We start from the raw sequence: 22,614 nt of genomic DNA on the forward strand, positions 1-22,614 counted from the left end.
GTGCAAATCCTCGTCTTGTCCGTGCAATTCCGCTGGATGTCCGCGCAATCCCCGGTAATGTCCGCTCCCCAGTGGGATGTCCGTGCAATTCCTCGTCTTGTCCGTGCAATTCCGCTGGATGTCCGCGCAATCTCCGGTAATGTCCGGTCCCGAGTGGGATGTCCGCGCAATGAGTGGCAATCTATTTCATCAAAGGCATAGAGTGGAGTCTTTACGGAACAAATAGATCTTTTATATAGTATAATTAATATTGAACTCAACATAAAAATGGTCGAATCGATTTATTAATTCATTGCAAGAGGGGGGGAAGCATATTGGAGTTCAATGAAATGATGAAAAATGACTATCATGTCCAAATTGATAGGGATCTAAGTGATATTAAGTCGGCACTAGATCAGGCCGCGATTGTTGCAATTACAGATCGAACTGGAAAAATTACATTTGTAAATGATTTATTTGTGGAAGTATCTCAGTATAGTAAAGAAGAGATTATAGGGAAGGATCATCGAATGCTTAACTCTGGACGCCATTCGAAAGAGTTTTTTAAAAATATGTGGGCGACGATAGGTCAAGGGAAAATGTGGCATGGTGAACTTTGTAATCGCAAGAAAGATGGTTCGCTGTACTGGCTAGATACGAAAATTGTTCCATTTCTAAATGAAAAAGGTATCCCATATAAATACATTGCGATTCGAAATGAAATCACAAAGAAAAAACAATTGGAGAAGGCATTTAAGAAAAGTACAGCAACGTACCAAGTGATTACAGATAACTCAATCGATTTTATCTCTGTAGTTGATGAGAAAGGAAAGTTTTATTATGCATCCCCATCTCACGAAAAAATACTAGGATATAAACTTTCTGATATTTCTTCTAGAGATATTTATTCAATCGTTGTAAAAGCAGATCAACCTCACATCAAAGAGTTTTTAAATCAAGCCCGCTTATCAGAGGGGTCAGTTGTTTCAAATGAGTTTCGTATTCAGGACATTTGGGGAAAAGTTATATATGTTGAAGCTAGGATTGACTTTATCCAAGATACTGGTGAATATAAAGGAAAAAACGTGTTAGTTATTCGTGATATTACAAAACGAAGAGAAGCGGATCTGAAAATTCATGATCTTGCCGATAACGATCAATTAACACTGTTACCAAATCGCTCTAGTTTCAGAAAAAAATTATACTTAGAAGTAGAGAAAGCTGTTAAGTACGATGCAATACTAGGAGTCGCCTTGCTAAGTATTGACCGACTTAGAAACGTGAATGATTCTTTTGGGCATGAAGTTGGTGATTATTATTTGTCAGTCGTTGCCAATAGATTGAAGGAAGTGTTCTCGGAAGAAGGTTGTGTTGCCAGATTAGGCGGAGATGAATTTGCATTTATTATAAGAGATATGAATGACGTAGAAAAAATGGAACAATTTGTAGAAGAGGTTAGAAAATATGTTGTGGAACCTTTAGATATTCAAGGTCAAATGTATACACCTTCTGTTAGTATAGGAATTTCATTTTCTTCATTACATAGCAATATATCAACAGAACTAATGACGCTCTCTGAAAAGGCTCATCAAAATGTTAAGGCTCGTGGTGGCAATGGATATGAAATTTATCTGCCAGGTACGGTCGAGAAATCATTAGAAAGAATCTTACTTGAAAATGAATTAAGAAAAAGTATTGCACTGGGGCTTTTCAATCTGGATTATCAGCCTAAAGTTAATATGAAAAGTGGAAAGGTGATAGGTGTAGAGGCACTTGTCCGTTGGAATCATCCCGAGTTGGGGAGGATTCCACCGAATCAATTTATTCCGCTAGCAGAAGAGACAAAGCTTATTCTTCCACTAGGTGAATGGGTACTGCGTGAAGCGTGTAAACAGGCGAAAGAGTGGCAAAGATATAATCATAAAGAATTTCGCGTTGCGGTTAATGTCTCTGCAATCCAACTAGAAGATGAAAATATTGTAAAAACAATCAAAGCTATTTTAGACGAGGTTGAATTAAGTCCTGAATTCATTGAAATTGAATTAACGGAAAGTGCTTTTGCGAATAAAGAAGGTTCTCGAATGAAAATTAAAGAACTAAGAGAACTTGGATTTCTGGTTTCTATAGATGACTTTGGGACAGGTTACAGTACATTCAGTTATATTAAAGAGTTACCGGTTGATACAATAAAGATTGACATGGCCTTCACTAAAGATATTCATAAAAACGAGGAGAGTCGGGCAATTGTTCAGGCGATTGTCTCTCTCTCGAATGCAGTTGGATTGAACGTAATTGCAGAGGGTATAGAAAATGAAGAGCAAGTGCGAGTTTTAGTGGAATGCGGTTGTTACCAAGGTCAAGGTTATTATTATAGTAAACCAATATCCGGCAGGGAACTTGAAGATTTTATGCAGAAATCACAAGGGGTGAATAAATATTCACTTTAATGTTGAGTTGAGCCAATACCCCCTAAAGACTTACAATGAAAGTATAGATTTTAGGAGGTAGAAGCCATGAAAAAACAAAGGATTTCATTAATAGGTGTACCATTGGATTATGGGCAAAGTCGTCGTGGCGTTGATATGGGGCCCAGTGCAATTCGTTATGCTGGAGCCGTAGCGCGACTTAATGCAATAGGTCATGAAGTTCAAGATGAAGGAGATATACAAGTAAGTGCTGAAGAAAGAATAGAGAATAAGGATACGAGCTTGAGAAACTTAGTCGAAGTTATTCAAGCAAACACCAAGCTTGCGGAGAAAGTAGAATTTGTTGTGGACAACGGAAACTTTCCACTAGTTCTTGGTGGAGATCATAGTATAGCGATTGGTACGCTTGCGGGTCTTGCAAAATCCTATAGTAACCTCGGAGTCATTTGGTACGATGCACATGCAGATATGAACACAGCTGAAACCTCGCCGTCCGGTAATATTCATGGGATGCCACTTGCGGTTAGCATAGGCCTTGGACATGAAAGTCTTGTAAATTTACACAGAACAGGACCGAAAGTTAAGCCGGAAAATATTGTAATAATAGGTGCGCGTTCGGTAGATCCAGGCGAACGTCTTTTAATTAAAGAAAAAGGCATTAAAGTATTTACAATGCATGAAATCGATAGGTATGGGATGTCGGCTGTTATGGAAGATGCAATTGCTTATTTGCGATCGAGGGAAGTTGATGGTGTTCATCTGTCATTAGATCTAGATGGTCTTGATCCTCTTTACACACCAGGTGTAGGAACTCCGGTACCGGGTGGAATTAGTTACCGTGAAAGCCATCTTGCTATGGAACTACTTGAAGATTCAGGGATGCTTACTTCAGCTGAATTTGTAGAGGTTAATCCAATTCTTGATGAAAAAAATAAGACTGCAGATGTAGCAGTTGGACTGATGGGTTCATTGTTTGGAGAAAAGTTAATTTAATATCAATTGGAAGGCTTATCTGTAAAAAGATAAGTCTTTTATATATAAGAATCTAATAAAAATACATAATGCAATTTCAGTCTAGGTAAAATGAGGAAATCACTTCTATTTTCTGCTAACATATTAAGGAAGCGAATAAATTGCCGCTTAAGAAAATAATATGCGAAAAAATGAAACCTGTTGATACCTTCGTACGTATAAGAAGGGACAGCCGCATAGAGCGGAGGAAATGACTTTATGGATGAATTGATAAATAAACGAATAAACGAAGTTATAAAAGGGAATCAGGATGCTTTCGAGGAGATTGTGACCTTATTTCAGCATCGCCTTTATCATGTTTGTTACAGAATGTTAAACAATGCACAAGAGGCTGAAGATATCGCGCAAGAAGCTTTTGTCCGTGCTTATATTAATATTCATACATTCGATCAAAAAAGAAAGTTTTCAACTTGGTTATTTCGAATAGCGACTAATTTATGTATCGATAGGATTCGAAAGAAGAAACCGGATTACTATCTTGATGCGAACGTGCCAGGTACAGAGGGATTAGACATGTACTCACAAATTGCAGCGGATGGAGAACTACCGGAAGACGAGGTTGAACGCATGGAGACTCAAGAAAGGGTTCAATACGAAATTAGTAAGCTACCCGATAAATATCGTTCTGTTATTGTTCTGCGGTATATTGAAGAATTACCATTGCAGGAAATCGGTGATATTTTAGAACTGCCACTAGGGACTGTAAAGACCCGGGTCCACCGAGGAAGAATAGCGCTTCGGAAACAGATGGGTAACTTGTAGGAGGTAGTTAATGTGAATACATGCCCAGAACAAATCATACACCTTATGCATGCGCATTTAGACGGTGATATAAGTCATGAAGAAGAACGGCAATTGAATGAACACCTAGACACTTGTACAAAATGTAAAGAGCTAATGAATGAATTGAATAATCCTATTATCTTAATGCGTAACGTCTCACCGATCCAAGCTCCACAGGGGTTTGTTGATGGAGTGATGGCTCGTCTTCCTAAGGAGAAATCCAGGGTAGGAATCCAGAGGTGGTTAAGGAATCATCCAATACTAGCTGCGGCAGCAATGTTCCTTGTTCTTATGAGCGCCTCCATGTTTTCTAGTTTTGATAGCAATCAAAACTTTTCAGTGACCAAACAGCCCAATTTAATCGTGGACGGTGAAATGGTAATTGTTCCAGCAGGAGAAGTAGTAAAAGGAGATATTGTTGTAGAAAACGGAAACCTTCGAATTGAAGGGGAAGTTGAAGGCAATGTGACTGTGATAAAAGGATCTAAGTATATGGCATCCACTGCAGTGGTGACCGGGACTTATGAAGAGATTGACAAAGCATTTGATTGGCTGTGGTATAAAGTCAAAAAGATAGCGAAAGAAACTTTCTCTACACCTCAAAAAGATTCAACTAAAGACGAGGAATAAGATTGACCCATATGAATCGTATACTCAGCGATTCATATGGGTCGTTTTTAATTATCTAGGGTAGGAACAAATCTTGTTTCCATTGAAAATTGATTTAGATGAATATGAGTTTGTCAAAGAAGGAAAGATTCTAGGTAGTTATGATATACTAGACACATATGAAACAGTGGATAAAGGTAGGTGGAGCACATGCCATTTGTAGAAAGATTAGTTGAGTTCAGCCCCGTTACTTCGATTTTCATCAATATCGTGGATGTGCTTCTAGTCTGGTTTGTTATTTATCAATTAATCAAGATTATTAAAGGAACGAAGGCAGTTCAATTGCTTAAAGGTATTTTTGTAATTGTCATCGTCCGTGTAATTACAGAGGTTTTCCATTTGGATACGCTTGGAGCAATGATGGATCAAGTAATCAAGTGGGGTTTTCTCGCGATTATTATTATTTTTCAGCCCGAATTGCGCCGCGCACTGGAACAATTAGGACGAGGTCGACTTTTTGCACGATCTATGTTGCAGGAAGAGGAAGAAAGAGAAAGACTATTGGAGGCAATGTCTAAATCAGTAAGTTATATGGCTAAGCGAAGAATCGGTGCACTCATTTCAATTGAGAAAGAAACTGGTTTAAGTGAGTATATAGAAACGGGAATTCCTTTAAATGCAAATGTGACATCTGAATTGCTCATAAATATCTTTTTCCCAAATGCGCCACTTCATGATGGAGCAGTCATTATTCAGCGTAATTCAATCGCGGCGGCAGGTTGTTATTTACCTTTGTCGGAAAGTCCGTTCATTTCGAAAGAGCTGGGTACACGACACCGTGCTGCACTTGGACTAACTGAAGTTACCGATGCGATTACAGTAATTGTTTCTGAAGAGACAGGTGCAATTAGTATTGCTGCTGACGGAGACCTGAATAGAGATTTAAGCTTGGAAGACTTTGAAGCGCGCTTGCGAAAAGTATGGTTTGGAGACATACCAGAACAAGTGGAAACCTTCAAATGGAAATGGAAGGGGCGAAAAAATGGATAAATTAATGGACAGCCCATGGTTCCTCCGTTTTATAGCTTTGTTTCTGGCAGTTATCCTTTTCATCTCGATAAAAGCAGAAGAGGGAAAAGTGAATGGGACAACACCGGGGGATCAGCTTGAAATGATTCGAGATATCCCTGTTGCAATTTTTTATGATAATGAAAACTTGGTCGTTTCTGGAGTTCCTGAAACCGTTAATATGACAATTGAAGGTCCAACGAATATTGTGCAAACGACATTATTATTAAAAGATTTTTCTTTATTTGTGGATTTAAATACTTTAACAATGGGTAGTCATACGATTGAGATTCAACATGAAAACCTTTCGCCTAAACTAAACGTACGCTTCGATCCAGCGACAATTGATATTGTTATTGAGGAGAAAATCACACAAAGCTTCCGTGTAGATGCTGAGTTAAACGATAGATTACTGGCGGAAGACTTTCATGTTGTAAAAATGGAAGTGGAACCATCAACTGTAGAGATAACCGGTGCAAAGAGTGTGATTGAGTCGATTAGTTTTGTAAAGGTTACAGCTACAAGTGAAGAGGGACTTAATAAGTCATTTGAACAAAAAGCACGAGTTCGTGTGTTGGATAAAGATTTAAATAAATTAGGCGTTGTGATTTCACCAGAAGAGGTTACGGTGAAAGTCGATGTTGCCGAATATGCTAAAGAAGTACCTGTAGTGTTAAAGACGAGGGGAGTACCTCCATTGGGAGTTGGGATTGATTCGCTAACCCCAGTGGAAACAAAGATAACTTTAACCGGGCCACGTAAAGTATTGGAAGATATTGATGAGTTTATTGTAGAAGTCGATGTTTCAAAAGTGACTGATTCAACGACGATTGATATTGAATTGAAAAAACCTGGAAATGTATCTTCAATATCCTTTGATAAAATTAAAGTGAAAATCGAGGCTACTGTGTCAGAAGTGGAGGAGGAAGATGAAGAGGAAGTTGCTTTCTCCGATCTTTCTGACGAGGAAACCCAAACGATAGGAACGAAGACTTTTAACAATACTCAAATCATAATTCAAGGATTAAACAACAAATATAAAAGTACGTTTTTGAAACCCGTCAGCGGTTTGGTTACGTTAACTATAAAGGCAGAGCCTGATCGAATTGATGCACTTGAAAGCTCGGATTTTAGTGTGTATATAAATGCAGAGAGGACAACAGAGACAGGCGAGCAAGTATTTACCGTCTCTGTCGATGGTCCGGAAGAAGTAAGTTGGCTGCTGTCCGAAGATGAAGTGACGGTGCAGATTGAACTTGTATAGGTAGAAATTACATGTACAGGATTGAAAAGGAGAATGGAAATGAAAAAGTATTTCGGTACGGATGGCATTCGTGGAGTAGCAAATAAGGAATTGACACCTGAACTTGCATTTAAGTTAGGTAGAATTGGTGGGCATGTGTTGACAAAGGATTCAGTAGGTAAGTCACAAATGCTTGTCGGTAGAGATACTCGTGTCTCGGGACATATGCTTGAAGGTGCACTTATTGCTGGACTATTATCAACAGGGGTAGAAGTTATGACTCTTGGTGTAATTAGTACTCCAGGCGTCGCTTATTTGACGCGGGTTATGAACGCGGATGCTGGAGTTATGATTTCCGCTTCGCACAATCCTGTTGCAGACAACGGCATTAAGTTTTTTGGAGCAGATGGTTTTAAACTAACAGATGAGCAGGAACGAGAATTTGAAATCCTTCTAAATAAAGAAGAAGACACTTTACCACGTCCAACAGGAGCCGGAGTTGGTTCGGTAATGGAGTATTTTGAAGGTGGTCAAAAGTACATTCAATATTTAAAGCAGACTGTTGATGAAGACTTCACCGGTGTACATGTCGCAATTGACTGCGCACACGGGGCAACTTCGACGCTAGCAACTCACCTATTTGCCGATCTTGATGCAGATATTTCTACAATGGGCGCATCTCCAAACGGATTAAATATTAATGAGGGTGTAGGTTCAACATATCCTGAAAAACTCGCGGAATTTGTTAAGGATAGAGAAGCAAATATAGGTTTAGCATTTGACGGCGATGGAGATCGATTGATTGCAGTTGACGAAAAAGGGAACATTGTCGATGGTGACCAAATTATGTTTATCATTGGGCGTTACCTACAAACGGAAGGACGCTTAAAATCGGATACGATTGTCTCTACAATAATGAGCAATCTTGGATTTTATAAGTCGTTGGAAGAGTATGGTATGACAAGTGTGAAAACGGATGTTGGCGATAAGTATGTCGTTGAAGAAATGAGAGAAGGAAATTATAATCTTGGTGGGGAACAATCAGGCCATATTATTTTTCTAGACTATAATACAACGGGTGACGGCCTTTTAACAGGTTTGCAACTAGTGAATATTATGAAGGCAACCGGTCGGACATTATCTGATTTAGCAGGAGAAATGAAAATTTATCCTCAACGTCTAATTAATGTGCGTGTTAGCGATAAAAATGCGGTTACGGAAAATGATCTTGTCGCTAAAGTGATTGCTAGTGTAGAATCAGAAATGGCTGGAAACGGTCGTGTCCTTGTTCGTCCTTCGGGAACTGAGCCACTCGTTCGAGTGATGGTTGAAGCATTGACAGAAGAAGCATGTCAAAGATATGTTGAGCAAATTGTAGCTGTTGTTGAAGAGGAAATGGGTATGGATTAACTTATATTGTACCTTCTGGGAAATACCTGCAAAATGGTATTTCCTTTTTTAAAAACAATTTTTTAAAGGGCAACAGTAGGGGGACTCTAACAAATATGAGAAAAGCTTCATATCAGCAAATGTTACAGGAAAGAGTGAAAAAACAATTTACAATATGGCTAGGCCAAGGAGAAATTAAAGAAAGCGAACTCTATCATTTTCTGCATAATTTAGAGGGCACATCTGGAACGATTGGAATGGGCTTGGTCTCAGAATTTTGTACTTCCCAATTAGCAGTTCTATCAGTAGATAATGAAACTTCGATTCCTGTTGGTTCATTAAAAAACTTTATGAAACGAATTCTGGAGTTGGTAGATGGCTCAGTAGATACTCCAGACTTTCAATTGCCCGAAACTTACCGGAACCTCTTAGATAAGGAAACGTCGATTCTGATTATCGATGATGATTTGGAGTTTGTTTCTTTTGTGAAGGAATTATTAGAAGAGATTGGTGCGCAAGTTGTTATCGCTTTAAATGGAAAGCGTGGTCTGGATTTATTTTACTCCACGCGACCACATTTTGTACTGATTGATCTCTATCTTCCAGATATGTCTGGCTTTGAAGTGTTGGATCAAATTGCAGATGTTGCAAGAGCCCGAAATTCAACGATTGCGATTACGAGTGTCAACAAAGCAAGGGAAAATAAGGTGATGGCCTATGAAAGAGGAGCAATGGACTTCATAACGAAACCACTTGACACGGATATTTTTCTCTCATATATTGTTAATCGTGAGGAAATGAGAAAGTTGATTGATAAATCTGTATCCACAGATGGCTTAACCGGCGTAGGGAATCGACGTCATTTTGATGATATGCTGGATTACTTTGTTGAAAATGCCAACCGACAAGGGTCAAAGTTTTCACTTATTATATTGGATCTCGATGATTTTAAAAAAGTTAATGATACATACGGCCATCCGATGGGAGATGAAGTACTACGTAAAATCGGAGAAGTTTCAAATAAAATAAAAAGAGAAACGGATCATGTTTTTCGCTATGGAGGAGAGGAGTTTGCCTTTCTTTTAAATGGAGTTAATGCAGAAGAGGCTTTTGTTTTTGCCGAACGACTACGAAAAAAGTTTGGTGAAATTACTTTTCAAAAAGATAGCGAATCCTTTACGGTTACATTTTCAGCAGGAATAGCCATGTATGAAGGGGACAGAGAAAAGTTAATAGTATCCGCGGATCGGTCGCTTTATCGGGCCAAACGATCTGGGCGGAATCAAACAATAATCTTTAACCCGGAAGATTCAGAAATGAAGCGTAAACTACATATTTTGGTTATTGATGATGACTTACTCGTCCGGACGATTCTATATGAGGAACTTTCAAAATGGAAAATGCCAGATGTTGATATTAGCGTTCGCATTTTTAGTGATGGTGTTTCTTTTTTGGAAGAAAATTGGTATAATTCGGAGGATTTTTTCATCATATTGTTAGATGGAATCATGCCAAATATGGACGGATTAGAGGTGCTTGGACACTTGAAGCGTAATTATGAAGGAAAGAATTTCTTGGTTTCAATGATGACAGCACGCGTAAGTGAATCGGATAAAAAGTCAGCTCTACAGCTAGGCGCGGATGATTATATCATGAAACCTTTTCAACCATCTGATGTCGTCGCGCGTATCCAATATTTGACATCCAGGTTGTTCAACTGATGTATGGAAAAATCGTTTAGCTCTACCGAACTGGTTTGTCTACACTAAAGTATTTTGAAAGAATAAATGAAAAGGACAACCCTGGGATGAAGTTCATGGGGGTGTCCTTTTGGCTTTTTTATTAGTCTAAATGCAGTTTGTGTTTACTCAAAGGGTAAGGTGAAGATTTATTTCCTAAGGTTGGTCGATGCTAGGTTATATTAAATGACAACGGTCTTTTAGATGAGACAGTTAGAAGCTCTTTTGAAATTTATTTCGTATGACTATCGCAGTTGAGTTAAGTAGCAATAGGAAAATTAATAACACGATAATTGTTGCTGCAGCAAGGTTTGCATATTCAGCAGTTAAAGAAGAATCGAGTGTCCAGTAATAGATTTGAATGGGAAGGACTGTGAATTTATCAAGAATTCCTCCTGGAAAAGGCATTAACAACGCTGGAATGCCAATAACGACCAAGGGAGCAGTCTCACCTATCGCACGCGACAGCGATAAAATAGCACCCGTTAAGATTCCAGGAAGTGCTACAGGGAGAATAATGTGACGGATTGTTTGCCATTTTGTTGCGCCCATTCCATAAGAAGCCTCGCCCAAAAAGTTTGGAACAGAGCGAATCGCCTCTTGGCTTGCGACGATAACGATTGGAAGGATTAAAAGAGACATAGTAAGTCCACCAGCTAAAACGATATTCCCAAGATTCATTGCACGAGCAAAAACTGTTAATCCTAAAATCCCATAGACAATAGAAGGAACGCCTGCCAAGTTTGCGATATTTGTTTGAATGAACCCTGTTAGTCTTCCCTTTTTTGCATAGAGTTCTAGGTATAGCGCAGTTCCTACGCCTAAGAACATGGTGACTGGGGTAACAACAAGCATGAGCCAAAACGTACCAAGAATCGCTCCCATAATGCCGGCACGTTCGGGTCGTGTAGATAATTTCCCCGTAAGGAAGTCGAAATTGATCCAGCCAATGCCTTGTGACACGACACGGGAAATTAAGACGGCAAGTACAATAAGTCCAAAGAGAGTAGCAAGTAAAAAGATATAGCGTGAAACCGAATTTAGCAATAAACGTAAATTCATTCGCCTAGTGAAGGAACGTTGATTTGTTTGCCCAATCATTAATATTCCTCCCTAAATTTTCGAGAAACATATCTTGCGAAAATGTTCATGAGAAGTGTGAAAACAAACAACGTCATGGCGACCGCATATAGACTGTAGTAAATGGTCGAGCCTGCTGGCGCATCTCCGCCGGTTACTTCAACGATATAAGCAGTCATTGTTTGCATCGATTGCGTAACGTCAAAAGTGAAGTTTTTGGTACTTCCACTTGCGATGGTGACAATCATTGTTTCACCGATTGCACGAGATATCCCGAGGACAAATGAAGCAATGATTCCGGACAAAGCAGCTGGAATCACAATTTTTTTCGTCACTTCTAATTTTGTTGAACCTAAAGCGAGTGCTCCCTCTCTCATTGAGTTGGGAACGGAGCTCATCGCGTCTTCTGATAATGAGGCAATCATAGGAATGATCATGACGCCCATAACAATGCCGGGACTTAGGATGTTCGTTGCTTCAAGTCCTGGAATAATCATTCGTAAAAGTGGCGTTACAAAGGTAAAGGCAAAAAAGCCATAGACGATTGTTGGTATGCCTGCGAGTAATTCGAGAAGGGGCTTAAAAACCTTTCTCACTTTAACTGAGGCATATTCACTTAAGTAGATTGCGGACATTAATCCAATCGGAGCCGCAACGAGCATTGCAATAAGTGATGATGCAATTGTTCCCGTTATGAGAGGGAGTACACCAAACTCAGGGTTTTGGCTTAAAGGTTTTAAGCTTGTCCCCGTAAAGAATTCTACAACTGGAACGCGCTTGAAAAACTCAATCGTCTCTGAAAGTAGTGTGTAGATAATCCCAACCGTTGTGAAAATAGATAAGACGGTTATTGAAAATAGGAAGAGGGGAATCAACCGCTCAAACGAATCTCTGAAGTTTTTCGATTGTCTTTTCTCGGCGATTAATTCCCTCACGCCAATTTCATTATTGATAGGCATAATACGAAACACTCCTTCATTTAGATCACAACGAATGACCGGTTATTGACACGATATATGTTGTGTAAGTCGCGACAACAACCGGCACCGAAGAGTAGCTTATTCGTTACTTTTTCAATCCATTTAGGAAGTCGATATTTTCTTTCGCTTCAGCATCAGGAATCGGCGCGAATCCTGTTTCGCCTGCGAAGTTATTCACGTTATTCATTGCATAGATCGCAAAATCAAGTACTTGTTCTTTTTCTTTCGCATGATTGATATTTAAATAAGTGAAGACAGGGCGTGTAAAGTCGGCATAGTCACCGTCTTCTGCAATCGTATCGAGTGAAGGTTCAACTGTTCCACTTCCGAAGTCCACATGTACAGCTTCAAGCTTGTCTTTATTGTTGACGTAGTAACCGAATCCGAAGAATGCAATTCCATTTTTGTCCTGCGAGACTAAGTTAACGAGCGTTGAATAATCTTGTTGAAGATTGACGCTGTCGACTAGATCTTGCTTATCAAGAATCTTTTCATAAAAGAATTCATACGTACCGTGGTTTTCGTTGGGTCCCATAGGTTTAATTTCTTCAGTAGGCCAGGTTGGATCGATATCAGACCACATTTTTATACCGCTATCTGCTTTGAAAATACTTATTAGTTGTTCAGGCGTCATTTCCTTCGCCCATTCGTTGTCTTTGTTGATAACGAATGTTAGTCCATCTAAAGCGACTTTTAATTCTTTTACTTCGATATCTAGTTTCTTTGCCTCAGCAACTTCTTCATCTTTAATTTCACGAGAAGCGTCGTTAAAGTCGGTACCATCTTTAACTAAGAACTTTTTGAAACCGGCGCTCGTACCAGCACGACTAACTTCTACAGAAACATTTTCTTGTTCAGTAGACATATATTCTTCAGCAACTCTTGCCATTAGCGGATACACAGTTCCAGAACCATCAATAACGACACTGCCTTCTACTTGTTTTTGAGTCGTTGATTTAACCTCAGAACTGCTTTCTTTTGAATCAGTCCCACACGCAGCCACCAGTACAGCAAGTGCCGAGATGACTAAAGTTAAAAAAAGTTTGTTGAATTTCATTTGAATTGTCCTCCCCTAAATGGTCTCTATTTTGTATTCGAAAGAAGATCTCTTTCACATGTAAGTATAAACATCGATTGTTAAGGTGATATGAATATCATGTAAAGGTTTTGTAAAGTTAAGTATTAAATGGTTAATTTATGTAATTAAAAAACTCAGGATCAAGGAGTCCTGAGTAAGTAAATCATTGTTCTTAAAAATTTATCCAAAGCGCCCGTTGATGTAGTCGTTTGTTAGTTGGTTCGAAGGGTTATTGAAAATTGTATGTGTTCGGTCGCATTCAATGACTTCGCCATTCAGAAAAAATGCAGTCCGATCTGAAATACGAGCAGCTTGTTGCATATTATGTGTCACAATCGCAATCGTTACGTCATTTTTGATTGTATTTATAAGCTCCTCTACTTTATGGGTTGAAACTGGGTCGAGTGCAGATGTAGGTTCGTCCATTAAAATGACTTCAGGATCTACAGCAAGGCAACGTGCGATACAAAGTCGTTGTTGCTGACCACCAGAAAGCCCGTAAGCACTTTTGTGAAGGCGATCTTTTACTTCGTCCCATAGTGCCGCTTTACGTAAGCTTTCTTCAACAACTTGCTCAAGTTTGTTCTTGTCTCGAATGCCGTGAATTTTAAGACCGAAAGCAACATTTTCAAAAATAGATTTTGGAAATGGATTTGGTTTTTGGAAGACCATTCCGACTTTTGAGCGAAGTAGCTCAACGGGCATAGACTTATCAAGTATGTTTTCGCTATTTAGTGATATGTTTCCGGAAATATGCACGTCTGGCACTAATTCCACCATCCGGTTCAACGTTTTAATATACGTTGATTTACCACAGCCGGAAGGACCGATAATAGCCGTAACTTCTTTTTCATTTATCGATAAATCAATATTTTTTAAGGCATGCGTTGTTCCGTACCATAAGTTTAAGCCATTTGTTTCATAAACAGCTTTTCGCCAGTTGGCATTTTCCATTACACGAAATGGCTTACTCTCACTACGTTCTTTTATTACTGTCATGGGAATCCTCCTCTATTCGATGTATGTGGCTTTATTGTACCGAATGATTGTTGAGGAAATATAAAGGTCGTGTTAAGGTTTTGTAAATTCGTAATAAAAAACCTTGCTGAATTAAAATCAGCAAGGTTCATTAGGTTTCATTCGAAAATATAATGCAGTGCTTTGATGGCCTGATCAACCGTTTCGACGGTCGCGCTCGATTTACGGGAAAGTTCTTTAAGTGCATGATGATGTGCTTCGCTACGAATGAGGATTAGCGGTTTACCAAATGCGACAGCAGCGCTTGCATCCATTGCAGTGTTCCATTGCTTGTACTTCTCTCCGAATAAGGCAATGACAAGGTCGGCTTTTTTAAGTAGAATTTCTGTCCGTAGATTATTGAAGTTGGAAGCGGCGGCATCTTTGAAAATGGCGTTTGGTTGCTCACCCAATATCTCTTCACCAATATTGTCTGAACGGTCATGATCTTCCATTGGGCCGACAAAATCGATTGGCAAATTAAGTGCAGCTACTTTTTGCTTGATCTCATCACGCCAAGACGTGTGAATTTCTCCAGCTAGATAAACAGTTAGTCTCATTTATGAATCCCTCCAAAGTATAATACATTAATTGTAGCATTTATTTACCAAAAGTTTAGAATATAGTGTATGGGGGCGAGTCGAATGAAAACATTATGGCATAACGGCACGATATATACGATGAAAAAGAATGGCGATACTATAGAAGCATTATTAATCGAAGGCGGTAAAATTAGTGCTGTAGGGACGTATGAAGAACTTCGTGAAAGAGCAGATGAAGAGATTGATTTACAAGGGGCGGTCTTGTATCCAGGATTTGTGGACAGTCATATGCATATGATCGGGCATGGTGAAAAGTTGCTTAGTTTAGATTTGGCGAAAGCTACTTCTTCTGATGAAATGATGGACATGCTGATTGGCGCACATAAAGAATTAGGTGCAAATGAGTGGTTTGTTGGGGAAGGTTGGAATGAAAACAACTTTCCAGATAAGAAAATTTTCACACGCCAAGAACTCGACATAGTAACAGATTCTCCAATGATTTTGAAAAGAGCTTGCAGACACGCAGCATTAGCGAATACAAAAGCACTAGAACGAGCAGGTATTACAAAGGAAACAAAAGATCCAGTGGACGGAGTTATTGTAAGGGACGAACACGGAGAACCGACAGGGTATTTATTGGAAGGTGCGCAGGAAATGGTGTTCAGTCTAATTCCTGCGGCTACAGAAGAATCGTTAACTCGTGCGTTACATAAGTCTGTGGATGATTTACTCGCACTGGGATTGACGGGAGCTGTTACAGACGATTTAGGCTATTACGGACATTATGGGAATCCGCTTCAAGCCTTTAAAAATGTAATTGGGGAAGGAAAAAAGTTTAGAGCACATTTGCTTCGAAGACAAACTGTCTTTTCGCAGCTCATGGAAGAAAACGCTACGTACAACGCACCGTGGATAGAACCGGGTGCCATGAAGTTCTTTATCGACGGAGCACTGGGTGGCAAAACAGCTTTATTAAGTAAGCCGTATTCAGATACGCCGGAAACATCAGGAATGACTGTTCATTCAGATGAAGAAATTGAGGAGGTGGTACTCCTTGCTCGAAATTACGGCGAGGCGATTGCAGTTCACGTAATTGGAGATGCCGCTGTCGAAAAGGTACTCGATGTGATTGAACAACATCCAGCGCCAGAGGGGAAACTAGATAGACTGATTCACGTAAATGTATTGCGGGATGATTTGGTTGATCGAATGGAGAAGTTACCCGTGATTCTAGATATTCAACCCGTATTTGTATCGTCCGATTTTCCGTGGGTGATGGATCGATTAGGCGAAGATCGTTTGGACTGGGCTTACGCGTGGAAAAGCTTACTCGACCGTGGGTTTATTTGCGGTGGGGGTTCCGATGCACCGATTGAAGAGGCGAATCCATTGCTTGGGATTTATGCTGCAGTGGCAAGACGGAAAGTTGGCGAAATGCATGAGGGTTATTTGCCAGAGGAGAAGTTAAGCCGTTTTGAAGCGGTAAGTTTGTTTACAACTGGAAGTGCTGCAACAATCGGAAAGGCATCTGTTCGTGGTAAGCTAGATGTAGGTTTCGATGCAGATTTCACTGTGCTAGATAAAGATTTATTTACGGTGGATATAGAATGCATTGCTGAAGCGACAGTTGAGATGACTGTTGTTGCTGGTGATATTATGTATAAGAAGTAAGGTGCAAAAGTGTATAAAAGGGGATAAGTGAACTATGACGAACCATTGGGATCAAAAATTTTCACGAGAAGAGTATATTTTTGGAAAAGAACCGAATGAATTTATTGTCCAAGCGACGGAACATTTACCGAAAGGAAAGATTCTTTGTATCGCAGAAGGTGAAGGTCGTAATGCAGTTTACTTAGCATCTCTTGGCCATGACGTAACAACTTGGGATTATTCAAAAATTGGACTTGAGAAAACAAAACGACTTGCCGATGAAAAAGGAGTCACTTTGAAGATCGAGCTTCGCGATTTGGAGCATGTTGTATGGGATGAAGAAGAGTGGGATGCAATCGTTCATGTGTTTGGTCACTTTCCGACAGAAATTCTTGGTCGGACGTTAGCTGGTGTAAATAAAGCATTGAAGCCAGGTGGTTATTATATAAGTGAGCTGTACACAAAAGAACAATTAAAATATGGAACAGGGGGACCAGGGAAATTGGAACTGCTTATTGATCCGAAACAAATGTTGTCAGCGTTTAGCGATAGTTTCGTAAAGCATTTTCATATTGGTGAAGTGAACCGTGAAGAGGGGTTAAATCATACGGGTACCGCACACGTTGTCCAATGTCAGTTTCAGAAAAGATAGGTAGTGTCGAACGCATTCTTACTTGAAATAAGCTATAGTGAAAGAAGAATCAAGAAACAAAAGGAGAATGAAACAAATGGATGGACGTAATCGTGTAGATGTTAAGCCAGGTTTGAAAGTGGCTGTTGTTTTGAAGAAAGACCAACGCTCGGGTGTAAAAACTGAGGGTGTTGTGAAAGATTTATTAACGAATTCAAGCTTTCATCCACATGGCATTAAAGTGCGTCTTGAAGACGGACAAGTTGGCCGTGTGAGCGAAATCCTGTAAAAAGATCCTTTTTAGGGTCTTTTTATTTTGGATAAAAAACGGGGCCATTTGAATGCACATCGAGAACATCTGGACGATGGGATACGTCTTATAAAGAAGTGAGGTGTTTGCCAATGAAACGAGGATGGAAAGTAGCGGGGATTGTTTTGGGAGTACTAACTGCAATTCTTATAATCCTTCTACTGCTAGTGAACTATTTCTTCTATAATACAAATCGACTACCCGAAGGTGAATTACTCACGGAATCGGTTTCGCCTAGTGGAGACTATACGGTAAAGGCATACTTAGCGAATGGTGGAGCAACGGTAGCATTTGCAGTTCGAGGCGAAGTTATCTATCATCAAAAGAAAGAGAAGAAGAAAAACATTTATTGGGCATATCGTAAGGAGGATGCCGAAATCACTTGGATAGATGAGCATACGGTATCCATTAATGGTAGAAAGCTCGATGTACGAAAAGACGTTTACGATTGGAGGAAAGTGAAATGAAATTGACCACTTTACTAGGAATCGAACATCCAATAATTCAAGCACCGATGGCAGGCGTGACGACACGAGAATTTGTGGTCGCGTCTGCGAAATCAGGAATAGTAGGTTCAATCGGAGCTGGTTACTTTTCCGCAGAAGAAACGCGCGGGTTTATTCGTGATGTTCAGAAGCAAACGAATCGACCATTCGCAGTAAATTTATTTGTGCCTGAACAAGTTGAAATGGAGCAGCAAACTTTACGACAAGCATATGAAGCGCTTCAACCAATTGGTGAACAATTGGGTATGCCTTTTTGGAAAGCACCCCTGTCCGAGTCCGAATTTGCAGAACAAATCCAAGTGGTCATCGATGAAAAAGTAATAATTTGTTCGTTTACATTTGGAATTCCAGATGAAAAAACAATTCGCATCTTAAAAGAAAACGATGTGTTTCTCATTGGTACAGCAACAACACGGGAAGAGGCAATCCTTGTAGAGCAGGCGGGAATGGATGCAGTTGTTGTGCAAGGAAGCGAAGCAGGTGGACATCGCGGTTCATTTTCAGGTGAATTAACGATGATTCCTCTTATCGCATTGCTCAAAGAAACTATCGAAGCTGTCGGAATTCCAGTTATAGCAGCAGGTGGAATTGCAAGTAAAGAAACGAAAGAGAAGCTATTCCAATTGGGTGCACAAGCTGTCCAAATCGGAACGGCATTCCTTTTGGCAAATGAAAGCGGAGCCCATCCCTTATATAAAGAAGCGATTTTGCATGCGAAGGAAGGAACTACTGTGCTGACGCGTGCGTTTTCAGGAAAATTCGCGCGTGGAATTCGTAATCGCTTTACAGACGAAATGGCAACTGTTCCGATCGCGCCGTATCCCTATCAAAATGACTTGACGAAGAACATTCGACAAGAAGCTGCAAGGCAAGAAAAAGTAGAGTTCATGTCCATGTGGGCAGGAGAAAATCTTCATTTAAGTGAACGTGGCTCGCTTCAAGAAATCGTTAACCGTCTACTTTAATTAATTCTCTCATTTCACAATGTACATAGATGAGATATAATCATCGTATTGACTGAAATCGGCGGTGGAGAAAATGAGGAAGTATATAGGTGAAATAGGGTTAATTATTACAGCAATTATATGGGGTAGTGGATTTGTTGGCAGTGCTGTTGCGCTCGAACATTACACGCCCTATCAAATTTTAGCAGGGCGTTTTTTAATCGGGGCATTCCTTTTAGGTTTGTTTTTTCATAAAAAGTTACGGAAAATCAATAAACAGGTCCTGATTAAAAGTGCAATTTTAGGGACGATTCTCTATCTAGCTTTTATTTTGCAAACAGTAGGTTTACAATATACAACACCTTCTAAGAATGCGTTTTTAACGGCTGTAAACGTCGTGATTGTTCCGTTTATCGGATTTTTTATTTACAAAAAGAAAATTGATGGGTTCGAACTGGTCGGCGCTGTTATGGCAGTTATAGGTGTTGCGGTGTTATCCCTTAAACTATCCTCTGAAATTAATTTTGGTGACTTTTTGACGTTGTGTTGTGCAGTTTGCTTCGCATTTCATATTTTCTATACGTCAAAGTTTGTTAAAGATGAAGATCCTGTTCTCATCACGATTATTCAAATGGTAACGGCGGCGATTATTGGATGTGTAACAATTCTTTTCAAGGGAGAAACTACTTTTTCGATGGAAACAGCAGGTTTACTACCCCTCCTCTATTTAGCTGTATTCTCGACAACAATCGCATTTCTATTGCAAACTACGGCACAAAAATTTATTACTGAAACAAAGGCGGCCATTATACTGTCGACTGAATCCTTTTGGGGCATGGCGTTTTCAGTAGTGATATTAAGTGAAGTGCTAACGCTAAAAATGGGAATTGGCGCAGTGCTTATACTCAGTGCGATCTTAATTTCTGAAACGAAATTCAATCTATTCAATCGGAAAGGGCCGCTCAACAGCCTCCCTAACCGAGTTATTAAATAGGAATCATTTAGCCTCACCATTCTTAAATTGAAAGGGGTGGCTTTTTGTATTCTTAAATGAAAACTGGAAACAAAGATACGTTGTTCTATAGATAATGCATAATAATTTAGCCAACAATGTCTAAGGTGAGGGGGATTTCATTGCTTGATCTACTTGTCATAATGTTGGAAAGAGTTGGCGTGATTGTAGCAGTGGCTTTCATCTTAACTCGATTCCAGTTTTTTAAGAACCTAGTTCATCACGATAAATTAGACAGGAAACAAGAAGTTACTGCCATATTATTTTTCGGTTCTTTCGGCATTATTGGGACTTATTTAGGCGTGGCTCTCAATGCAGACACATTAAAGTTAAATAGCGTCGCTACCAAACTAACAACAGACGAGGCAATCGCGAACTCACGAGTGATTGGGATTGTAGTTGCTGGTTTACTAGGAGGTTATCGTTTAGGAATCGGAGCAGGTTTAATTGCTGGAATTCATCGGATGACGTTAGGTGGATTTACGGCAATTTCTTGCGGACTTTCTACAATTATTGCAGGAGTCATGGCGGCAGCTTTCCATAAAAGAGGAAAAGCATTAAACCCATTCCTTGTTTTTGGAATAGGTGCTTTAGCGGAAGCGATGCAAATGAGTATGATTCTTTTAATGTCCAAGCCTTTTGAAAAGGCGGTGTCCCTCGTTGAAATAATTGGGTTCCCTATGATACTCGCGAATGGAGTCGGAACCGCATTATTCCTTTTAATTGTGCGGAATGTTATGAACGAACAAGAGCGAATGACGGCACTCCAAGCGCAAAAAACTTTGCGTATCGCGAATCAAACACTGGGTTATTTAAGAAAAGGAATGAATGCGGAAACCGCAGGAGCAGTTTGTACGATTTTATATGAAGAATTAAAACCAAGTGCTGTTGCAATGACAAATAAAACAAAAATCCTTTCCCACGTTGGAATTGCAAAAGACCACCATCAAGTCAATGTTCCGATTCGCACATCTGAAACAAAAGATGTGATCCGAGATGGAAAGCTTATTGTTGTTAATGAAGGTACGATTCACTGTGACTATCCAGGCTGTCCTTTAGGAGCGGCGGTTATTGCACCACTTATTCGACGCGGAGAAACGATTGGGACGTTAAAACTGTATTATCCATCTGAAAAAGTAATTACGGATGTAAGTATTGAACTAATCGCAGGACTTAGTTCGCTGTTGAGTAATCAACTGGAAATTGCGGAAACAGATCATGCATACCAATTAGCGAAAGAGGCAGAAATTAATGCGCTGCAAGCACAAATCAGCCCCCATTTTCTATTTAACTCAATGAATATTATCGTTTCCTTAATTCGCACGGATCCAGACCAAGCAAGGAAGTTGTTAACGTCACTCTCTTATTTTTTACGTCAAAACGTTACCGGCACAACGGTATCCCAAATAGGGTTAGAACAAGAATTGTCACATGTGAAATCGTATTTAGAAATAATTGAGGCACGTTTCGTAGATCGATTAACTGTTTTGTATGATGTAGACGAAGATGTATTGAATGTGGAAATTCCACCATTTACATTACAACCTATCGTTGAAAATGCGATCCACCATGGTGTAAATGACATGGAGAAAGCCAGTTTCATTAAAGTGAGTGTGCGTAATCTAGGGACGGAAATTGAAATTTTAGTTGAGGATAACGGCAAGGGGATTTCTCCTGAACGAATGGCAGACTTAGGTTTGATGAAAATGGAGTCGGAAACAGGAACAGGGGTAGGTCTATTTAACGTGAATCGCCGATTAATGATGACTTTTGGGGACCAAGCTAGACTTTTGTTTCAAAGTAAGGAAAACGAAGGAACAGTTATTTCATTTCGAATTCCAAAATTAGAGGTGGGACTGTAATGCGAACAATTCGTGCGCTAATTGTAGACGATGAACGCTATGCACGTGAAGAATTATCGTATTTACTTAGTAAATTTCCAAATGTTCAAGTAGTGAGTGAGGCCGAAAGTGGAGAGGCAGCTATATTGAAAACGTTGCAGTATTTACCGGATGTAGTTTTCCTAGATGTGGAAATGCCTAAATTAAATGGCATTGAGGTGGCACGGACGATGGTTGAATTAAAAAAAGTGCCCCTAATTATTTTCGCGACTGCCTATCCCCAATTTGCTGCAGAGGCTTTTCGCATCAATGCAATCGATTATTTATTAAAACCGTATGACGAAGAACAATTGAAGCAAACCATCCATCGTATTGAAAAGGTGATGTTTCTTCCTACCGTCACGGATTCATCCGAAAAACTAAACAGATTAGCCGTAGAGGCAGATGGTGAAATTGATTATATTCATCCGCATACGATTCTATATATTTATCGAGACGAGAAAGTAAGTAAAATTGTTACACAAACAAAAGATTACCAAGTAAGAATGACATTAAAAGAACTTGAAAGTCGCTTGTTACCATTCTCATTTTATAGGATTCATAAAGGCTATATCGTGAATTTGAAATTTATCACTCGCTTGACTCCGTGGTTTAACGGAGCTTATCAACTTGAACTAGAAGGGTCGAATGAAAAGCTTTCAGTTAGTAGAAATTATGTTAAAGGTTTACGAAGTCGTTTGGAATTATAGGACGCT

22 protein-coding genes are annotated in these 22,614 nt (G+C 39.6%); 17 read left to right on the plus strand and 5 right to left on the minus strand.

Translation table 11 applies throughout. The features are described 5' to 3' along the window. Nucleotides 1-314: 314 nt before the first annotated feature. From ACXYMX_RS04890 to ACXYMX_RS04930, 9 genes are all read left to right on the plus strand, one after another. Entirely contained in the window at nt 315-2,426 is a 2,112-nt protein-coding gene (locus tag ACXYMX_RS04890; protein ID WP_459043110.1) for a sensor domain-containing protein, read from the plus strand. A gap of 66 nt (nt 2,427-2,492) precedes the next feature. Next, the gene (rocF, locus tag ACXYMX_RS04895; RefSeq protein WP_459043111.1) at nt 2,493-3,398 is read left to right on the plus strand and encodes an arginase; all 906 of its coding nucleotides are present in this window, start codon (nt 2,493-2,495) and stop codon (nt 3,396-3,398) included. A gap of 237 nt (nt 3,399-3,635) precedes the next feature. Then, on the plus strand, nt 3,636-4,199 hold the full coding sequence (gene sigW, locus ACXYMX_RS04900) for an RNA polymerase sigma factor SigW (RefSeq protein ID WP_459043112.1): 564 nt from the start codon (nt 3,636-3,638) through the stop codon (nt 4,197-4,199). Between the two features lie 12 nt (nt 4,200-4,211). Further along, nucleotides 4,212-4,850, plus strand: coding sequence for a zf-HC2 domain-containing protein (locus ACXYMX_RS04905; RefSeq protein WP_459043113.1), 639 nt, complete (start codon nt 4,212-4,214; stop codon nt 4,848-4,850). A gap of 73 nt (nt 4,851-4,923) precedes the next feature. Further along, nucleotides 4,924-5,052: a hypothetical protein gene (locus ACXYMX_RS04910; protein ID WP_459043114.1), complete on the plus strand. Its 129-nt coding sequence runs from the start codon at nt 4,924-4,926 to the stop codon at nt 5,050-5,052. After that, nucleotides 5,040-5,879, plus strand: a complete 840-nt coding sequence (cdaA, locus tag ACXYMX_RS04915) for a diadenylate cyclase CdaA (RefSeq protein ID WP_459043115.1) — start codon at nt 5,040-5,042, stop codon at nt 5,877-5,879. The genes ACXYMX_RS04910 and cdaA overlap by 13 nt, the downstream gene beginning before the upstream one ends. Continuing rightward, nucleotides 5,872-7,161, plus strand: a complete 1,290-nt coding sequence (locus ACXYMX_RS04920; protein WP_459043116.1) for a CdaR family protein — start codon at nt 5,872-5,874, stop codon at nt 7,159-7,161. The genes cdaA and ACXYMX_RS04920 overlap by 8 nt, the downstream gene beginning before the upstream one ends. A gap of 39 nt (nt 7,162-7,200) precedes the next feature. Continuing rightward, nucleotides 7,201-8,550, plus strand: a complete 1,350-nt coding sequence (gene glmM / locus ACXYMX_RS04925; protein ID WP_459043117.1) for a phosphoglucosamine mutase — start codon at nt 7,201-7,203, stop codon at nt 8,548-8,550. 95 nt (nt 8,551-8,645) lie between these two features. Further along, the gene (locus tag ACXYMX_RS04930) at nt 8,646-10,250 is read left to right on the plus strand and encodes a diguanylate cyclase (protein WP_459043118.1); all 1,605 of its coding nucleotides are present in this window, start codon (nt 8,646-8,648) and stop codon (nt 10,248-10,250) included. 231 nt (nt 10,251-10,481) lie between these two features. Here ACXYMX_RS04930 and pstA read toward each other — a convergent pair whose 3' ends face one another. The 5 genes from pstA to ACXYMX_RS04955 all read right to left on the minus strand — a co-directional run bounded on the left by pstA (nt 10,482) and on the right by ACXYMX_RS04955 (nt 14,983). Continuing rightward, nucleotides 10,482-11,330: a phosphate ABC transporter permease PstA gene (gene pstA / locus ACXYMX_RS04935; protein ID WP_459043172.1), complete on the minus strand. Its 849-nt coding sequence runs from the start codon at nt 11,328-11,330 to the stop codon at nt 10,482-10,484. Nucleotides 11,331-11,368: 38 nt separating this feature from the next. Next, the gene (gene pstC, locus ACXYMX_RS04940; RefSeq protein ID WP_459043119.1) at nt 11,369-12,307 is read right to left on the minus strand and encodes a phosphate ABC transporter permease subunit PstC; all 939 of its coding nucleotides are present in this window, start codon (nt 12,305-12,307) and stop codon (nt 11,369-11,371) included. Between the two features lie 106 nt (nt 12,308-12,413). After that, nucleotides 12,414-13,385 (minus strand): PstS family phosphate ABC transporter substrate-binding protein, encoded by a 972-nt coding sequence (locus ACXYMX_RS04945; RefSeq protein ID WP_459043120.1) that lies wholly within the window; start codon nt 13,383-13,385, stop codon nt 12,414-12,416. 201 nt (nt 13,386-13,586) lie between these two features. Then, nucleotides 13,587-14,360: a phosphate ABC transporter ATP-binding protein PstB gene (pstB, locus tag ACXYMX_RS04950; protein ID WP_459043173.1), complete on the minus strand. Its 774-nt coding sequence runs from the start codon at nt 14,358-14,360 to the stop codon at nt 13,587-13,589. 182 nt (nt 14,361-14,542) lie between these two features. Next, nucleotides 14,543-14,983 carry a YtoQ family protein gene (locus ACXYMX_RS04955; RefSeq protein ID WP_459043121.1) on the minus strand — a complete coding sequence of 147 codons (441 nt, stop codon included), beginning with the start codon at nt 14,981-14,983 and terminating at the stop codon, nt 14,543-14,545. 84 nt (nt 14,984-15,067) lie between these two features. Between ACXYMX_RS04955 and ACXYMX_RS04960 the strand changes: the two genes are divergently transcribed. From ACXYMX_RS04960 to ACXYMX_RS04995, 8 genes are all read left to right on the plus strand, one after another. Continuing rightward, nucleotides 15,068-16,636, plus strand: a complete 1,569-nt coding sequence (locus ACXYMX_RS04960) for an amidohydrolase (protein WP_459043122.1) — start codon at nt 15,068-15,070, stop codon at nt 16,634-16,636. Nucleotides 16,637-16,670: 34 nt separating this feature from the next. After that, a complete protein-coding gene (locus ACXYMX_RS04965) occupies nt 16,671-17,267 on the plus strand; it encodes a class I SAM-dependent methyltransferase (protein WP_459043123.1) in 597 nt (198 codons plus the stop codon). A gap of 76 nt (nt 17,268-17,343) precedes the next feature. Then, nucleotides 17,344-17,535, plus strand: a complete 192-nt coding sequence (locus ACXYMX_RS04970; RefSeq protein WP_459043124.1) for a YwbE family protein — start codon at nt 17,344-17,346, stop codon at nt 17,533-17,535. Between the two features lie 113 nt (nt 17,536-17,648). Next, on the plus strand, nt 17,649-18,023 hold the full coding sequence (locus ACXYMX_RS04975; RefSeq protein ID WP_459043125.1) for a DUF5412 family protein: 375 nt from the start codon (nt 17,649-17,651) through the stop codon (nt 18,021-18,023). Then, a complete protein-coding gene (locus ACXYMX_RS04980) occupies nt 18,020-19,027 on the plus strand; it encodes an NAD(P)H-dependent flavin oxidoreductase (RefSeq protein ID WP_459043126.1) in 1,008 nt (335 codons plus the stop codon). Before ACXYMX_RS04975 ends, ACXYMX_RS04980 begins: the two co-directional genes overlap by 4 nt. Before the next feature lie 73 nt (nt 19,028-19,100). Further along, complete coding sequence (locus ACXYMX_RS04985; RefSeq protein WP_459043127.1) at nt 19,101-20,000, plus strand: DMT family transporter; 900 nt, start codon at nt 19,101-19,103, stop codon at nt 19,998-20,000. Nucleotides 20,001-20,140: 140 nt separating this feature from the next. Continuing rightward, nucleotides 20,141-21,880: a LytS/YhcK type 5TM receptor domain-containing protein gene (locus tag ACXYMX_RS04990; RefSeq protein ID WP_459043128.1), complete on the plus strand. Its 1,740-nt coding sequence runs from the start codon at nt 20,141-20,143 to the stop codon at nt 21,878-21,880. Beyond that, nucleotides 21,880-22,608, plus strand: a complete 729-nt coding sequence (locus ACXYMX_RS04995; protein ID WP_459043129.1) for a LytR/AlgR family response regulator transcription factor — start codon at nt 21,880-21,882, stop codon at nt 22,606-22,608. The genes ACXYMX_RS04990 and ACXYMX_RS04995 overlap by 1 nt, the downstream gene beginning before the upstream one ends. Nucleotides 22,609-22,614 lie beyond the last annotated feature (6 nt).

It is taken from the genome of Sporosarcina sp. CAU 1771 (assembly GCF_054482775.1).

Coding starts and splice junctions, on each gene's coding strand:
- sigW (WP_459043112.1), top strand. CDS start 3,636: ATGGATGAATTGATAAATAAACGAATAAACGAAGTTATAAAAGGGAAT.
- ACXYMX_RS04970 (WP_459043124.1), top strand. CDS start 17,344: ATGGATGGACGTAATCGTGTAGATGTTAAGCCAGGTTTGAAAGTGGCT.
- ACXYMX_RS04945 (WP_459043120.1), bottom strand. CDS start 13,385: ATGAAATTCAACAAACTTTTTTTAACTTTAGTCATCTCGGCACTTGCT.
- pstB (WP_459043173.1), bottom strand. CDS start 14,360: ATGGAAAATGCCAACTGGCGAAAAGCTGTTTATGAAACAAATGGCTTA.
- pstA (WP_459043172.1), bottom strand. CDS start 11,330: ATGAATTTACGTTTATTGCTAAATTCGGTTTCACGCTATATCTTTTTA.
- ACXYMX_RS04920 (WP_459043116.1), top strand. CDS start 5,872: ATGGATAAATTAATGGACAGCCCATGGTTCCTCCGTTTTATAGCTTTG.
- glmM (WP_459043117.1), top strand. CDS start 7,201: ATGAAAAAGTATTTCGGTACGGATGGCATTCGTGGAGTAGCAAATAAG.
- ACXYMX_RS04965 (WP_459043123.1), top strand. CDS start 16,671: ATGACGAACCATTGGGATCAAAAATTTTCACGAGAAGAGTATATTTTT.
- rocF (WP_459043111.1), top strand. CDS start 2,493: ATGAAAAAACAAAGGATTTCATTAATAGGTGTACCATTGGATTATGGG.
- ACXYMX_RS04960 (WP_459043122.1), top strand. CDS start 15,068: ATGAAAACATTATGGCATAACGGCACGATATATACGATGAAAAAGAAT.
- pstC (WP_459043119.1), bottom strand. CDS start 12,307: ATGCCTATCAATAATGAAATTGGCGTGAGGGAATTAATCGCCGAGAAA.
- cdaA (WP_459043115.1), top strand. CDS start 5,040: ATGCCATTTGTAGAAAGATTAGTTGAGTTCAGCCCCGTTACTTCGATT.
- ACXYMX_RS04980 (WP_459043126.1), top strand. CDS start 18,020: ATGAAATTGACCACTTTACTAGGAATCGAACATCCAATAATTCAAGCA.
- ACXYMX_RS04975 (WP_459043125.1), top strand. CDS start 17,649: ATGAAACGAGGATGGAAAGTAGCGGGGATTGTTTTGGGAGTACTAACT.
- ACXYMX_RS04955 (WP_459043121.1), bottom strand. CDS start 14,983: ATGAGACTAACTGTTTATCTAGCTGGAGAAATTCACACGTCTTGGCGT.
- ACXYMX_RS04995 (WP_459043129.1), top strand. CDS start 21,880: ATGCGAACAATTCGTGCGCTAATTGTAGACGATGAACGCTATGCACGT.
- ACXYMX_RS04930 (WP_459043118.1), top strand. CDS start 8,646: ATGAGAAAAGCTTCATATCAGCAAATGTTACAGGAAAGAGTGAAAAAA.
- ACXYMX_RS04985 (WP_459043127.1), top strand. CDS start 19,101: ATGAGGAAGTATATAGGTGAAATAGGGTTAATTATTACAGCAATTATA.